At 69.6% G+C, this 15,539-nt stretch carries 12 protein-coding genes; 10 read left to right on the top strand and 2 right to left on the bottom strand.

Going from position 1 to position 15,539, the window contains the following annotated elements:
* Positions 1-30 precede the first annotated feature (30 nt).
* The 5 genes from AC1Q7O_RS02710 to AC1Q7O_RS02730 all read left to right on the top strand — a co-directional run bounded on the left by AC1Q7O_RS02710 (position 31) and on the right by AC1Q7O_RS02730 (position 7,507).
* Positions 31-2,886 (top strand): 2-oxoglutarate dehydrogenase E1 component, encoded by a 2,856-nt coding sequence (locus AC1Q7O_RS02710; RefSeq protein ID WP_492658537.1) that lies wholly within the window; start codon positions 31-33, stop codon positions 2,884-2,886.
* Positions 2,887-2,974: 88 nt separating this feature from the next.
* The gene (gene odhB, locus AC1Q7O_RS02715; protein WP_492658536.1) at positions 2,975-4,228 is read left to right on the top strand and encodes a 2-oxoglutarate dehydrogenase complex dihydrolipoyllysine-residue succinyltransferase; all 1,254 of its coding nucleotides are present in this window, start codon (positions 2,975-2,977) and stop codon (positions 4,226-4,228) included.
* Positions 4,229-4,246: 18 nt separating this feature from the next.
* Positions 4,247-5,668 carry a dihydrolipoyl dehydrogenase gene (lpdA, locus tag AC1Q7O_RS02720; RefSeq protein WP_492658535.1) on the top strand — a complete coding sequence of 474 codons (1,422 nt, stop codon included), beginning with the start codon at positions 4,247-4,249 and terminating at the stop codon, positions 5,666-5,668.
* Positions 5,669-5,720: 52 nt separating this feature from the next.
* The gene (zapE, locus tag AC1Q7O_RS02725) at positions 5,721-6,821 is read left to right on the top strand and encodes a cell division protein ZapE (protein ID WP_492658534.1); all 1,101 of its coding nucleotides are present in this window, start codon (positions 5,721-5,723) and stop codon (positions 6,819-6,821) included.
* Positions 6,818-7,507, top strand: coding sequence for a hypothetical protein (locus AC1Q7O_RS02730; RefSeq protein WP_492658533.1), 690 nt, complete (start codon positions 6,818-6,820; stop codon positions 7,505-7,507). Before zapE ends, AC1Q7O_RS02730 begins: the two co-directional genes overlap by 4 nt.
* Before the next feature lie 5 nt (positions 7,508-7,512).
* Here the strand turns inward: AC1Q7O_RS02730 and AC1Q7O_RS02735 are convergent, their stop codons facing one another.
* The gene (locus tag AC1Q7O_RS02735) at positions 7,513-8,286 is read right to left on the bottom strand and encodes a PP2C family protein-serine/threonine phosphatase (protein WP_492658532.1); all 774 of its coding nucleotides are present in this window, start codon (positions 8,284-8,286) and stop codon (positions 7,513-7,515) included.
* A gap of 62 nt (positions 8,287-8,348) precedes the next feature.
* On the opposite strand from AC1Q7O_RS02735, the gene AC1Q7O_RS02740 reads away from it, so the two are divergent.
* A complete protein-coding gene (locus AC1Q7O_RS02740) occupies positions 8,349-8,552 on the top strand; it encodes a YdcH family protein (RefSeq protein ID WP_492658531.1) in 204 nt (67 codons plus the stop codon).
* Entirely contained in the window at positions 8,539-10,590 is a 2,052-nt protein-coding gene (yoaA, locus tag AC1Q7O_RS02745; protein WP_492658530.1) for a DNA repair helicase YoaA, read from the top strand. The genes AC1Q7O_RS02740 and yoaA overlap by 14 nt, the downstream gene beginning before the upstream one ends.
* A 62-nt stretch (positions 10,591-10,652) precedes the next feature.
* Here the strand turns inward: yoaA and AC1Q7O_RS02750 are convergent, their stop codons facing one another.
* Positions 10,653-11,468, bottom strand: coding sequence for an outer membrane protein assembly factor BamD (locus AC1Q7O_RS02750; protein ID WP_492658529.1), 816 nt, complete (start codon positions 11,466-11,468; stop codon positions 10,653-10,655).
* A 99-nt stretch (positions 11,469-11,567) separates the two neighbouring features.
* On the opposite strand from AC1Q7O_RS02750, the gene AC1Q7O_RS02755 reads away from it, so the two are divergent.
* The 3 genes from AC1Q7O_RS02755 (at position 11,568) to rluB (ending at position 15,522) form a co-directional block, all read left to right on the top strand.
* Entirely contained in the window at positions 11,568-12,533 is a 966-nt protein-coding gene (locus AC1Q7O_RS02755; RefSeq protein ID WP_492658528.1) for an RluA family pseudouridine synthase, read from the top strand.
* A 239-nt stretch (positions 12,534-12,772) separates the two neighbouring features.
* The gene (gene scpB / locus AC1Q7O_RS02760; RefSeq protein WP_492658527.1) at positions 12,773-13,540 is read left to right on the top strand and encodes an SMC-Scp complex subunit ScpB; all 768 of its coding nucleotides are present in this window, start codon (positions 12,773-12,775) and stop codon (positions 13,538-13,540) included.
* A gap of 5 nt (positions 13,541-13,545) precedes the next feature.
* Positions 13,546-15,522, top strand: coding sequence for a 23S rRNA pseudouridine(2605) synthase RluB (rluB, locus tag AC1Q7O_RS02765; protein ID WP_492658526.1), 1,977 nt, complete (start codon positions 13,546-13,548; stop codon positions 15,520-15,522).
* Positions 15,523-15,539 lie beyond the last annotated feature (17 nt).

A 15,539-nucleotide genomic window follows, 5' to 3' on the forward strand; every position in this document is an offset into this window, starting at 1 on the left:
CTGGAAACCGGGGCATGAGGTGAGCGAAAGATGATGCAGCAATACAGGTCGAACTCCTACCTGTTCGGTGGCAATGCCCCGTACGTGGAGGAGATGTACGAGGCTTACCTCGACAACCCGGGCTCCGTGCCCGACAACTGGCGCGACTACTTCGACGCCCTCCAGCACGTTCCCGCCGTGGACGGCAGCGAGGCCCGCGACGTCGCCCACGCGCCGGTCATCGAATCTTTCGCTCAACGGGCCAAGGCCAACGCCTTCGCCAACAAGGCCTCCAGCGCCGATCTGGCCGTCGCCCGCAAGCAGGTGCACGTGCAGTCGCTGATCGCGGCCTACCGCTTCCTCGGCAACCGCTGGGCCGAGCTGGACCCGCTCAAGCGCGCCGAGCGCCCCAAGATCCCCGAACTCGACCCCGCGTTCTACGACCTGACCGAGTCCGACATGGACATCTCGTTCAGCGCCGTGAACAGCTACTTCGGTGGCGAGACGATGACGCTGCGCCAGATCGTGCAGGCGCTGCGCGAGACCTACTGCGGCTCCATCGGCTCCGAGTTCATGCACGGCTCCGACCCGGCCGAGAAGCGCTGGTGGCAGGAGCGCCTGGAGAAGTCGCGCAGCAAGCCCAACTTCGGTGCCGAGAAGAAGAAGGCCATCCTGGAGCGACTGACGGCCGCCGAGGGCCTGGAGCGCTACCTGCACACCAAGTACGTCGGCCAGAAGCGCTTCTCGCTGGAAGGCGGCGAGAGCTTCATCGCCGCGATGGACGAGCTGATCAAGCGCGCCGGTGAACGCGGCGTGCAGGAAATCGTCATCGGCATGGCCCACCGCGGCCGCCTGAACGTGCTGGTCAACACGCTGGGCAAGATGCCCGCCGACCTGTTCGCCGAGTTCGAGCACAAGGCTGCCGAAGACCTGCCGGCCGGCGACGTGAAGTACCACCAGGGTTTCAGCTCCGACGTGTCCACGGCCGGCGGCCCGGTGCACCTGTCGCTGGCTTTCAACCCGTCCCACCTGGAAATCGTCAACCCGGTCGTCGAAGGCAGCGTGCGCGCCCGCCAGGACCGCCGTGGCGACACCGCCGGCGCCCAGGTGCTGCCGGTGCTGGTGCACGGTGACGCGGCTTTCGGTGGCCAGGGCGTCGTGCAGGAAACGCTGGCGATGGCCCAGACCCGTGGCTACCGCACGGGCGGCACGGTGCACATCGTCATCAACAACCAGATCGGTTTCACCACCAGCGACCCGCGCGACCTGCGCTCCACCTGGTACTGCTCCGACGTCGTCAAGATGGTCGAGGCGCCGGTGCTGCACGTGAACGGCGACGACCCGGAAGCCGTCGTCTACGCCATGCAGCTGTGCATGGACTACCGCGCCGAGTTCAAGAAGGACGTCGTCATCGACATCGTCTGCTTCCGCAAGCTGGGCCACAACGAGCAGGACACGCCGGCGCTGACACAGCCGCTGATGTACAAGAAGATCGGCGCCCACCCCGGCACCCGCAAGGTCTACGGCGACAAGCTGGTGGCCCAGGGCGTGCTGACGGCCGAGGGTCCGGACGAGATGGTCAAGACCTACCGTGCCGCCATGGACGAAGGCCGCCACACCGTCGACCCGGTGCTGACCAACTTCAAGAGCAAGTTCGCCACCGACTGGTCGCCCTTCCTGGGCAAGAAGTGGACGGACAGCTGCGACACCGCCATCCCCGTCACCGAGTGGAAGCGCCTGGCCGAGAAGCTGACGACGCTGCCCAAGGACTTCGCGCCGCACAACCTCGTCGCCAAGCTCTACGCCGACCGCGCCACGATGGGCCGCGGTGAGGTCAACATCGACTGGGGCATGGGCGAGTCCATGGCCTTCGCGTCGCTGGTGGCCTCGGGCTACCCGGTGCGCCTGTCCGGCGAGGACAGCGGCCGCGGCACGTTCACGCACCGCCACGCGGTGCTGCACGACCAGAACCGCACCAACTGGGACGACGGCACCTACATCCCGCTGCAGAACGTCGCCGACGGCCAGGCGCCGTTCACCGTCATCGACTCCATCCTGTCCGAAGAGGCGGTGCTGGGCTTCGAATACGGCTACGCCGCGGCCGAACCCAACACGCTGACCATCTGGGAAGCGCAGTTCGGCGACTTCGTCAACGGCGCGCAGGTCGTCATCGACCAGTTCATCGCCTCCGGCGAAGTGAAGTGGGGCCGTGCCAACGGCCTGACGATGATGCTGCCGCACGGCTACGAAGGCCAGGGCCCCGAGCACAGCTCGGCCCGCCTGGAGCGCTTCATGCAGCTGGCCGCGGACAACAACATGCAGATCGTGCAGCCCACCACGGCCTCGCAGATCTTCCACGTGCTGCGCCGCCAGATGCTGCGCATGTTCCGCAAGCCGCTGGTCATCATGACGCCCAAGAGCCTGCTGCGTGCGAAGGACGCGACGTCGCCGCTGGCCGAGTTCACCAAGGGCGAGTTCAAGACCGTCATCGGCGAGCGCGACGAGGCGATCGTGGCCGACAAGGTCAAGCGCGTCGTCGTCTGCTCGGGCAAGGTGTACTACGACCTGGTCAAGACCCGTGCCGAGAAGAAGCACAACGACGTGGCCATCATCCGTGTCGAGCAGCTGTACCCCTTCCCGCACAAGGCCTTCGCGGCCGAGCTGAAGAAGTACCCGCACGCCACCGACATCGTCTGGTGCCAGGACGAGCCGCAGAACCAGGGCGCCTGGTTCTTCGTGCAGCACTACGTGCACGAGAACATGGTCGAAGGCCAGAAGCTCGGCTACGCCGGCCGTGCCGCCAGCGCCAGCCCGGCCTGTGGCTACGCCCACCTGCACCAGGAGCAACAGAAGGCGCTGCTGGATCAGGCCTTCGCCAAGCTCAAGGGCTTCATCCTCACCAAATAAGACCCGCCACGCAGCGCCCTGAACAGGCGCTGCGTTCGCTTGCGCCTGCGCATCTCACACCCAAATACAAGACACGGAGCCTCACATCATGGCCATCGTTGACGTCCAAGTTCCCCAGTTCTCCGAATCCGTTTCCGAAGGCACGCTGCTGACCTGGAAGAAGAAGCCCGGCGAAGCCGTCACGGTTGACGAGACCCTCGTCGAGATCGAGACCGACAAGGTCGTGCTGGAAGTGCCGGCACCGGCTTCCGGCGTGCTGACCGAGATCGGCGTTGCCGACGGCAGCACCGTCACCAGCCAGCAGCTGCTGGCCAAGATCGACACCGAAGCCAAGGCCGGCGCCGCCGCCGCGGCACCCGCTGCCGCCGCGCCGGCTGCTGCCCCGGCCACGGCCGCTGCACCCGCTGCCACCGGCGGCAGCAAGGGCGACGTGGCCATGCCCGCCGCCGCCAAGATCCTGGCCGAGAAGGGCCTGGCGGCCACCGACGTCGCCGGCTCCGGCAAGGACGGCCGCGTGACCAAGGGTGACGCGCTGGCCGCCTCGGCCAAGCCTGCCGCCGCCCCGCTGGTCGTGCCCGCCGCGCCCGCCGTCGCCAAGCCGCTGCCCAGCGTCGCCGCCCCCGGCCTGCAGAGCCTGGGCGACCGCCCCGAGCAGCGCGTGCCCATGACCCGCCTGCGCGCCCGTATCGCCGAGCGCCTGCTGCAGTCGCAAGCCACCAACGCCATCCTGACCACGTTCAACGAAGTGAACATGGCCCCGGTGATGGAGCTGCGCAAGAAGTTCCAGGACAGCTTCACCAAGGAACACGGCACCAAGCTGGGCTTCATGAGCTTCTTCGTGAAGGCTGCCGTGCACGCGCTGAAGAAGTACCCGGTGCTGAACGCCTCGGTCGATGGCAACGACATCGTTTACCACGGCTATTTCGACATCGGTATCGCCGTCGGCTCGCCGCGCGGCTTGGTCGTGCCCATCCTGCGCAATGCCGACCAGATGAGCTTCGCCGACATCGAGAAGAAGATCGCCGAGTTCGGCAAGAAGGCCCAGGAAGGCAAGCTCGGCATCGACGAGATGAGCGGTGGCACCTTCTCCATCTCCAACGGCGGCACCTTCGGCTCCATGCTGTCCACGCCCATCATCAACCCGCCGCAGTCGGCCATCCTGGGCGTGCACGCCACCAAGGACCGTGCCGTCGTGGAGAACGGCCAGATCGTCATCCGCCCGATGAACTACCTGGCCATGTCCTATGACCACCGCATCATCGACGGCCGCGAAGCCGTGCTGGGCCTGGTTGCCATGAAGGACGCGCTGGAAGATCCGTCGCGCCTGCTGTTCGACATCTAAGCCGAGGACACGATCAGCATGACTACCAAGCAATTCGACGTCGTCGTCATCGGCGGCGGCCCCGGCGGCTACATCGCGGCCATCCGCGCGGCGCAACTCGGCATGAACGTCGCCTGCGTCGACGAATGGAAGAACGACAAGGGCGGCCCGGCCCCGGGCGGCACCTGCACCAACGTGGGTTGCATCCCGTCCAAGGCGCTGCTGCAGTCGTCGGAGCACTTCGACCACGCCGGCCACCACTTCGCCGAGCACGGCATCAGCCTGGACAACCTGAAGATCGACGTCGCCAAGATGGTGGGCCGCAAGGACGCCGTCGTGAAGCAGAACAACGACGGCATCCTCTACCTGTTCAAGAAGAACAAGGTCACCTTCTTCCACGGCCGCGGCTCCTTCGTTGCCGCCAAGGATGGCGGTTATGAGCTCAAGGCTGGCGACGAGACCGTCTTCGCCAAGCAGGTCATCCTGGCCACCGGCTCCAACGCCCGCCAACTGCCCGGCGCGGAGTTCGACGAAGAGCTGATCCTGTCCAACGACGGCGCGCTGCGCATCCCGTCGGTGCCCAAGAAGCTTGGCGTCATCGGCTCGGGTGTCATCGGCCTGGAGATGGGCTCGGTCTGGCGCCGCCTGGGTTCGGAGGTCACCATCCTCGAAGCCATGCCGGCCTTCCTGGGCGCCGCCGACGAAGGCGTGGCCAAGGAAGCCGCCAAGGTCTTCAAGAAGCAGGGCCTGGACATCCAGCTCAGCGTCAAGATCAGCAAGGTCACCAAGGGCAAGAACGACGTCACCGTCGCCTACACCGACGCCAAGGGTGCCGAGCAGACGCTGGTGGTCGACAAGCTCATCGTCTCGATCGGCCGCGTGCCCAACACCATCGGCCTGGGTGCCGATGCCGTGGGCCTGAAGCTGGACGAGCGTGGCGCCATCGTCGTCGACGACGAGTGCAAGACCAACCTGCCGGGCGTCTGGGCCGTGGGTGACGTCGTGCGCGGCCCCATGCTCGCGCACAAGGCCGAGGAAGAGGGCGTGGCGGTGGCCGAGCGCATGGCCGGCCAGCATGGCCACGTCAACTTCAACACCATCCCCTGGGTCATCTACACCTCGCCCGAGATCGCCTGGGTCGGCAAGACCGAGCAGCAGCTCAAGGCTGAAGGCGTGGCCTACAAGGCGGGCCAGTTCCCGTTCCTGGCCAACGGCCGCGCCCGCGCGCTGGGTGACACGACCGGCTTCGTCAAGTTCCTGGCCGATGCCACGACCGACGAGATCCTGGGCGTGCACATCATCGGCCCGTTCGCGTCCGAGCTGATCTCGGAAGCCGTCGTCGCGATGGAGTTCAAGGCCTCGGCCGAGGACATCGCCCGCATCTGCCACGCCCACCCGTCGCTGTCCGAGGCGACCAAGGAAGCGGCGCTGGCCGTCGACAAGCGCACGCTGAACTTCTGATCGCGCACAGCGACACAAAAGGGGCGGCCGAACAGTCGCCCCTTTTTTTGCCATGACCACTGTCACCGAGCTCTACCAGCAGACACTCGCCGAGCGCGGCTTCAGGGCCGACGAGGCCCAGCTGCGCGCCATCCAGGCGCTGCAGCGCTGCCAGGACGAATGGATCGCCTACAAGTCGCGCCGCAGCAACGCGGTGACCAAGCTGCTGGTGCGCCCGCCGATCCCGCGCGGCGTCTACATGTACGGCGGCGTCGGCCGGGGCAAGAGCTTCCTGATGGACTGCTTCTTCCAGGCCGTGCCGCTGACGCGCAAGACGCGGCTGCACTTCCACGAGTTCATGCGCGAGGTGCACCGCGAGCTGCAGGAGCTCAAGGGCATCGCCGACCCGCTGGAAGAACTGGGCAAGCGCATCGCGCGGCGCTTCCGGCTGATCTGCTTCGACGAGTTCCATGTCGCCGACGTGACCGACGCGATGATCCTGCACCGGCTGCTGGACGCGCTGTTCCGCAACCGCGTCAGCATCGTCACCACCAGCAACTTCCATCCCGACGAGCTGTATCCGAACGGCCTTCACCGCGACCGCATCCTGCCGGCCATCGAGCTGCTGAAAGCGAATCTCGAAGTCATCAACGTCGATGCCGGCACCGACTACCGGCGCCGCACGCTGGAGGACATGAACCTCTACCTGACGCCGCTGAACGACGCCAGCGAGGCCGCGCTGACGCAAGCGTTCGAATCGCTCGCCGAGGCGCAGGACGAGGACCGCAAGCTGATGATCGAGCACCGCGCGATCTACGCGCGCCGGCGCGCCGGTGGCGTCGTGTGGTTCGACTTCCAGACGCTGTGCGGCGGCCCACGCTCTCAGAACGACTACCTCGAACTTGCCAGCCAGTTCCACACCGTGATCCTGTCCGACGTGCCCGAGATGCCCGTGCGGCTGGCCAGCGAGGCTCGCCGCTTCACGTGGCTGGTGGACGTGCTGTACGACCGCCGCGTCAAGCTCATCATCTCGGCCGCGGTGCCGGCGGAACAGCTCTACACCGAGGGCCCGTTGGCCCACGAGTTCCCGCGCACCGTGTCGCGCTTGCAGGAAATGCGTTCAGCGGAGTACCTTGCGCTGGCCCGGCGTGACGTCGACACATCGCTGACATGAGACCACCCCCTACGCGCTTCGCGCGCCCCCTCGAAGGGGGCACCACCGACGGTCCGGCAAAGCCGGTCCCGTGGTGGTCGCTTGATGATGCCCCCAGCTGGCGCGGCGGCCTGCTGCTCGTTGCCGTCCTGCTGAGCGGTGTGGCAGCCGCCCAGCCCGCCACGCGTGCCGAGGTCGCCGCCCAGCGCGCCGCCGTCGAGCAGCGCTTCGAGCGCGAGAAGGCCGAGTGCGAGGAGCGCTTCGCCGTCAGCCCCTGCCTGGAAGACGTGCGCCAGCGCCGTCAGGCCGCGCTGGCGCCGCTGGTGCGGCACGAGCATGAGCTGGCCGCCGAGGAGCGCCGCGCCCGCGCCCTGGCGCAGACGCAGCGCGTGAAGGAGCGCGAGCTGGCCGCCGCGCAGGAGGAGGGCCAGCGCCGCCAGCAGCTGCTGGCCGCCCCGCCGGCGGAGCCGCCCGCCGTGCCGGCCTCGCACGTCACGCGGGCCCGCAACCCTGAAGCCGCGGCGCGCGAACGCGACAAGGCCGCCAGCCAGGCGCAGGCCCAGGCCGCCGAGCGGCGTGACCGCGCGCAGCAGCGCCAGGAGCGGATGCGCGAACGCGTCACCGAGAACGAGGCCCGGCAGAAGCACCGCGGCAAGCCACCGGCCGCGCCGCTGCCCGTGCCGGGCGCGTCAGCCGCGTCGAAGTAGCCGGCTCAGTCGAGGTTCTCGAGCTTGACGATGGCGAGCGACAGGTTGTCGCCGCCGCCGCGCGCGCGCTGGCGCGCCTTGCTCACCAGCAGCTCGGCCGCCTCGCGCGGCGGGAGGCTGTACAGCACGCTGCCCAGCTCCTGGGCGGTGAAGTAGTGCCACAGCCCGTCGCTGCAGCACATCAGCGAGTCGCCCACCTCCAGGCCTTCGAAGCGCTCCGACGTGGACGTCGGGTCCTGCACCGTGCCCAGGCACGCGGTCAGCAGGTTGCTCTGCGGGTGCGAGCTGGCTTCGGCCTCGGTCAGCTGGCCCTCGTCGACGAGGCGCTGCACATAGGAATGGTCCATCGAGCGCTTCACGAGGCGCGCGCCGCGGAACCAGTAGATGCGCGAGTCGCCGGAGTGGATCCAGTGCGCGCAGCGGTCGCTGCTGACGACGAAGCCGGCGATGGTGCTGTGTGGCTCCTCCTCGGCGGAGATGGCCGTCAGCTTGATCATCAGGTGCGCCTCGGACGTGATCTGGCCCAGCAGCTCGGCGGGCGATTCGTCCTCGGGCGAGTAGCGCTCGAACAGCTGGCGCGCGGTCAGGATGACCTGGTCGGCTGCCTTGCGGCCGCCGCTCTTGCCGCCCATGCCGTCGGCCACGATGCCCATCACGCAGCCCTCGATGCGCGGGTGGGCGATGACGGCCACCTGGTCCTGCTGGTACGCGCGGTCCCCACGGTGGGTGCCCGTGGCGGCGTTGAGCCGGAATCCGGCGGCGGTGGAGGAAGGTGCCATGGCGAAAACTATACTGGCCCGCCCGCCGTCGCCCTGCCGCGAGCCGCCCAAGTCAACCCGGAATGGATGAACAACTTCACTCGCTGACGCGGCGGCTCATCGAGTTGCGCATCGAGCATGCCGACCTGGACGCGATGATCGACCGCATGGCCGGGCAGTCGCCGCTGGATGAACTTGCGCTGCAGCGGCTGAAGAAGCGCCGGCTGGCGCTGCGCGACATGATCGCGCGCCTGGAAGCCACCACCACGCCCGATGACCTCGCCTGATCTCGACGATTGGCTGGACCAGCTCGATCAGGCCACCCCGCCCGCGCCGCCGGTCGCCGACGAACTGCTGCAGGCCGTCGAGGCGGCGTTCGACCACGATGGCCCGCTGGCCCGCCTGGACCGCGGCTACAAGCCCCGCGAGCCGCAGCTGCAGATGACCCGCGCCGTCGCGCGCGCGCTGAGCCGCCGCCAGGCGCTGGTGGTGGAGGCCGGCACCGGCGTCGGCAAGACCTTCGCCTACCTCGTCCCCGCGCTGCTGGCGGGCAGCCGCGCACTCATCAGCACGGCCACCAAGAGCCTGCAGGACCAGCTCTTCCTGCGCGACCTGCCGCGGCTGACCAAGGCGCTGAACACGCCCGTGCGGCTGGCGCTGCTGAAGGGCCGCAGCAGCTACCTGTGCTTGCACCGCATGAAGGAGGCGCGCGTGTCTGGCGAGTTCCCGGACCGGCGCACGGCCATGTCGCTGGCGCGCATCGAGCGCTGGGCGCTGGGCACGGCAACGGGTGACTTCGCCGAGATCGATGGCCTTGACGAGCGCTCGCCCATCATCCCCATCGTCAGCTCCAGCCGCGAGAACTGCCTGGGCCAGGAGTGCCCGGACTGGAAGGCCTGCTACGTCGTCAAGGCGCGGCGCGAGGCGATGGAGGCCGACGTCGTCGTCGTCAACCACCACCTGTTCTTCGCCGACATGACGCTGCGCGACACCGGCGTCGCGGAGCTGCTGCCCAGCGTCGAAATCGCCATCTTCGACGAGGCCCACCAGCTGGCCGAGGCCGGCGTGCAGTTCCTCGGTACGCTGCTGGGCACGGCCGCACTGATCGACTTCGCGCGCGACATGCTGGCCCAGGGGCTGGCCCATGCGCGCGGTGTGAACGACTGGCAGGGGTTGCATGCCGGCGTCGAGAAGGCCGCGCGCGAGCTGCGCCTGGCCGCCGCCGGCGCGCTGGCCACCGCCGGGCGCGAGCTGCGCGGCACGCTGAAGCTGGGCTGGAAGGAGAGGGCCACGCAGCCCGCCTTCGGCGCGGCGCTCGCGGGTGTCGAGCAGGCCTGCGCCGGCGCGCTGGAGGCGCTGACCGCGGTGCGCGAGGCGGCGCCCGACTTTGCGCGTCTGTGCGAACGCGCCCAGCAGCTGCGCGACCTGGCCAAGCAGTTCGCGGCCGACCCCGACCCGGGCGATGTGCGCTGGATCGACATCAGCCCGCACGCGGCCCGGCTGGTCGAGTCGCCGCTGGACATCCGCGACGCGATGCAGCAGCAGCTGGAAGGCCCGCCCAAGGCCTGGGTCTTCACGTCCGCGACGCTGGGCGACGACGAGGGGCTGACCTGGTTCACCGAGCCCGCCGGGCTGCAGGACGCCGAGATCCTGCGCGTCGGCAGCCCGTTCGACTACCCGGCGCACGCGCGGCTGTACGTGCCGCGCGGCTTTCCCAAGCCTAGCGAGCCGACGCATGCGCCCAGCGTCGCGCTGCTGGGCTCGCGGCTGGCGCGCGCCCTGGGTGGCCGCACCTTCGTGCTGACGACGACGCTGCGCAACCTGCAGACCGTGGCCGACGCGTTGCGCGAGCGCTTCGAGGAAGGCGGCGATTCGATCGCCGTGCTGCAGCAGGGGGCGCTGCCGAAGCGCGTGCTGCTGCAGCGCTTCCTCGACAACCCGGCCTCGGTGCTGGTCGGCTCGGCAAGCTTCTGGGAAGGCATCGACGTGCCCGGCGACGCGCTGCAGTGCGTCGTCATCGACAAGCTGCCGTTCCCGCCGCCCAACGACCCGCTGGTGGAGGCGCGCGTGCAGCGGCTGGAGGCCGAGGGGCGCAACGCGTTCTCGGAGTACTTCGTCGCCGAGGCGGCCATCGCGCTGAAGCAGGGCGCCGGGCGGCTGATCCGCACCGAGACCGACCGCGGCCTGCTGGTGGTGTGCGACCCGCGCATGGCCGGCATGAACTACGGCCGCCGCCTGCGCGCCGCGTTGCCGCCGATGACGCCCGTGGCCAACGAGGCCGAGGCGCTGGCATGGCTGCAGCGGCTGAACGCAGAGCGAACCTGAAGCGTGGGCGTGTCGTGCCCGGCCTGGAATGAAAAACGGGCCTGACGGCCCGTTTGTTCAATTCACCAGACTTTCCACCACGGCTTCTTTTTCTTGCCGCCGCCCGACGCGTACTCGCTGTCGGGGAAGTTCTTGTCGAGCACGCGGCGCGCGTCGTCGCGCAGCTGCGTGAGGCCCAGCTTGTCGTAGCTCTCGCTCATGATGTAGAGCGCTTCTTCGATGCCCGGCGCGTACTGGAACTCGGCGACGGCCGACTGCGCACGGTTGGCCGCGGCGACGTAGGCCTTGCGGTTGAAGTAGTAGCGCGCGACGTGCACTTCGTAGGCCGCCAGCGTGTTGGAGATGAAGTTGGCACGCGTCTGCGCGTCGGCCGCGTACTTGGACTCGGGGAACTGCTCGACCAGCTGGCGGAAGGCCAGCAGCGCCTCGCGCGAGGCCTGCTGGTCGCGCTCCGACACGTCCTGGCCGGCCAGGCGGCCGAACAGGCCCAGGTCCTCGTTGAAGTTGACGATGCCCTTCATGTAGAGGGCGTAGTCCATCGCCTGGCTGGACGGGTTGAGCTTGATGAAGCGGTCCAGCGTGGACACCGCCTGCGCACGCTCGCCCGTCTTGTAGTAGGCCCAGGCCAGATCCAGCGTCGCCTGCTGGCCCATCGTCGTGCCGGCGGCGCGGCCCTCGATCTTCTCCAGCGTCTTGATCGCGCGGTCGTAGCTGCCGGCGTTCAGGTCGTCCTTCGCGTCTGCATACAATTTGTCGAGGGCGGCCTGGGAGTTTGGATCGTCCTTGGCCGTGGAGCTGCACCCGCTCATCACGAGTGCGAACGCCATCAGGACGGCGCCGGCGACGATGCGGCCAGCCTTGAATTTCTCAACAAACATGTCTGAAGTCGGGGCTTAGCTGCCGGCCGGTCACACTGAACAATGGACGCGGAGTATAGGGCGGGGGGTCTTCAGGACCCGGAAGACGAAGCGGGCGAGTTGTCGTCGGCCGACGAGGCGCCCGAGCGCCGCGGCGCCGACGTCGATGCGGCGGGCCATGGCGAGCGGCTGGACCGCTGGCTGACGGGCCTGGCGCCGGAGTTCTCGCGCAACCACCTGCAGGCGCTCATCGAGCGCGGCTGCGTGGTCGTGGACAGCAAATCTTTACTCAAGCCGGCGCACAAACTGCGCGCCGGCCAGCGGGTCGAGATCGAGTTGCAGCCCACCGACGAGAGCCGCGCGTTCCGTGCCGAGGCGATGGCGCTGAACATCGTTTTCGAGGACGAGCACCTGGTCGTCATCGACAAGCCGGTTGGCCTCGTCGTGCACCCGGCGCCGGGCAACTGGTCGGGCACGCTGATGAACGGGCTGCTGGCCCACCACGCGGCGGCGGCCAGCCTGCCGCGCGCCGGCATCGTGCACCGGCTGGACAAGGACACCAGCGGGCTCATGGTGGTCGGCAAGACGCTGGAGGCCGTCACGGCGCTGAGCCGCCAGATCGCCGCCCGCGAGGTGCACCGCGAGTACCTGGCGCTGGCCTGGGGGCGCGTCGAGGAGCCGTTCGTCGTCGAGAAGGCGATGCGCCGCGACCCGGTGTCGCGCGTGAAGATGGCCATTGCGCCGGCCAACCTCGGCAAACCGGCGCGCACGGACGTGTTCCCGCTGGGCGTGGGCGAGGTGCAGGTCAACGGGCAGGCGCGGCCTGTCAGCGCCGTGCACTGCGTGCTGCACACCGGCCGCACGCACCAGATCCGCGTGCACCTGACGCACAGCGGCCACCCGCTGTTGGCCGACACGCTGTACGGCGGCGTGCCGGCGCTGGGGCTGGCGCGCCAGGCGCTGCATGCGGCCCGGCTGTCGTTCACGCACCCGGCCTCCGGCGAGGTGCTGGCGCTGCGCGCGCCGCTGCCCGCCGACCTGGCCGCCGCGTGGGCGCAGGTGGGGGCGGCGGAGCTGCCCGGCTGACATGGCTACAATGCGTTCGGTTGTTGTGCCAGAGCGCTGCGCCACGAGGCTGCAGCCCTTCGCGGGAACGCAGTCCCTCCCGGAAGCCGCCAACCAGATCGCCGATGCGCCCGCCCCTTGAAGGCCGGCCGCGGCGCACCATGCCAGACCGCCCCGCCGCCCGACGAACGCCTGGACCAGGCGCGCAGGCCAGGGGCCATCGCCAGAGCTCTCCCCATTGAGGGTGCGAAGTTGAGTTCATGAATACCCAGGATGCCAAGCGCGTCCTTGAAACCGCGCTGATCTGTGCCTCGCAGCCGCTGACGTTGCGCGAGATGCGCAGCCTGTTCGCCGACGAAGTCGGCGCCGACACGCTGCGCGGACTGCTCGACGACCTGGGCCGCGACTGGGACGGCAAGGGCGTGGAGCTGGTGGCGCTGGCCTCGGGCTGGCGTTTCCAGAGCCGGCCCGAGCTGCGCGAGTACCTGGACCGGCTGCACCCCGAGAAGCCGCCGCGCTACTCGCGCGCCGTGCTGGAGACGCTGGCCATCATTGCCTACCGCCAGCCCGTCACGCGCGGCGACATCGAGGACATCCGCGGCGTCGTCGTGGCCAGCCAGATCATCAAGCAGCTGGAAGACCGCGGCTGGATCGACGTCATCGGCCACCGCGAGACCCCCGGCCGGCCGGCGCTGTACGCGACGACCAAGGCTTTTCTCGACGACCTGGGCCTGGCCAGCCTGGAGCAGTTGCCGGCGCTGGACGTCGGCAGCGAGCCGCCGGCCTTCGAGGCGCTGCAGGGCCAGTTGCTGGCCGACGCCGAGGAGGTGCCGGCCGAGGCGCTGCCCGAAGTGGCCGCCGACCTGCCCGTGGCGCCGCCTGCCGTGGCGCCTGAGGCTGTGCCAGCCGAGGCCCCCGCCGATCTGCCGGCGCCGTCGTTGAGCCTGTTCGGCAACGATGGCACCCCCGCACTCCCTGATCCCGACCCCACCGATCCCACCGATCCGTCCCCGCAACCCCAGCACTGAACCGCATGAACGACGCCGCTGATCAAGACAAGCCCCTGCCCACCGCCGCCGAAGGCGATGCACCCGCTGCGCCCAAGCGCCGCCGCACGACCAAGGCTGCTGCCGTCGAGGCCGCTCCCGAGGCGGCTGCCGCCGCGGAAGAGGCCGCCGTGCCGGTGAAGCGCACGCGCCGCAAGGCGGTCGCTGCCGAGGTGCAGGCGCCTGAGGCCGCGGCACCCGAGGCGGCGACGCCCGAGGCTGCGCCCGCCGAAGAGGCGGCCCCGGCCCGCAAGCGCGCGCCGCGCAAGACCGTGGCGGCCGCCGAGGCTGAGCCGGCGCCGGACGTGGCGCAGGCGCCGCTGTTCACGCTGGCGGACGAAGCGCCGGCCGCGGTGGCGGACGAGGGTGACGGCGGGGACGAGGGCGATGACGGTGAGGGTGGCGAGGGCGAAGATGGCGAGCGCGGCGGCCGCAGCCGCAACCGCCGGCGCAATCGCAAGGAGCGCGCGGAGCGCCAGGCGACCACGCAGGCCGAAGGTGGCGGCAGCGAGCTGCCCGGCACGGCCGTGACGCCGGAGCTGGTCGAGGCGGCTGGCGCGCGCTTTGCCGACGTGCTGTCGGGCAACCTGGACGCCGAGTCCGAAGGCCCGGTCGGTGAACTGCCGACGCTGCGGCCCGACGTCGAAGAGAGTGGCGAAGCCGATGGCGAGACCAAGCGCGTGCTGGCGGCCGACGTCGACGCACCCAAGCTGCAGAAGGTGCTGGCGCAGTCCGGCATCGGCTCGCGCCGCGACATCGAGGAGTGGATCGCCGAGGGCAAGATCGAGGTGAATGGCGAGGTCGCCCACGTCGGCCAGCGCATCTCGTTCGGCGACCGCGTCAGGGTCAACGGCAAGGACGTGCGCGTGCGCATCTCGCCGCCCAACCCGCGCATCCTGGCCTATCACAAGCCCACCGGCGAGGTGTCGACGTTCAACGACCCCGAGGGCCGCCCGACCGTGTTCCGCTCGCTGCCGCGCGTGCAGGGCCAGAAGTGGCAGTCCGTCGGCCGCCTGGACATCAACACCGAAGGCCTGCTGCTGTTCACGAACTCCGGCGAACTGGCCAACCAGCTGATGCACCCGCGCTTCGGCGTCGAGCGCGAGTACGCGGCCCGTGTGCTGGGCTCGCTGAGCGACGAGCAGCGCGCCAAGCTGCTGGAAGGCGTCAGCGTCGAGGGCCAGACGGCCGCGTTCAAGGCCATCGAGGACGGCGGCGGCGAAGGCGCCAACCGCTGGTACCGCGTGACGATCACCGAAGGCCGCAACCGCGAAGTGCGCAAGCTGTTCGAGGCGGTCGGCATGGTGGTCAGCCGGCTGATCCGCATCCGCTACGGCACCGTCGTGCTGCCGCGCGGCTTGAAGCGTGGCGTCTGGGTGGAGCTGGGCGACGACGACGTGCGCGTCATCCGCCGCCTGGCCGGCCACGGCTCCAACACGGGCCAGGCCCAGCCGCAACAGCAGCAGGGTCAGGGGCAGGGCCAGCAGGGCAAGGGCCAGCAACAGCAGCAGGGCGGCAAGAACGACCGCAACAAGCGCCGCAACGACGACCGCCATGCCGGCGTCGGCCCGCGCCCCAGCCGTCCGCCCGAGCCGCAGCAGCAGCCGCGCCCGCAGCGTGAAGAGCGCGCCCAGCGCCGGGATGATGACGACGAGGATGACGGCTTCATTCCGCACCACGTCAATCCGCTGGAGCAGACCTTTGACCGCCGTCACGCGACCGGCGGCAAGCGTGGCCTGCCCCAGGGTTTCGGTGCCGGTGGCAGCCAGCAGCAGGACCGGCCCAACCGCGGTGGCGGCAACAAGGGCAATGGCCCGCGTGAGCCCGATCCGATGCAGACCTCCGTGGGCTACATCGGTGGCGACGCCTTCCTGCGCCGTGGCGGCGGTGGTGGTGGCCGTGGCGGCAAGGGCGGTGGTGGTGGCGGTGGCCGTTCGGGCGGCGGCTACGGCGGCCGGCGCTGAAACTGGCCGCAAGCTGC

The sequence above is a fragment of the Roseateles sp. GW823-FHT07B05 genome (assembly GCF_058794515.1).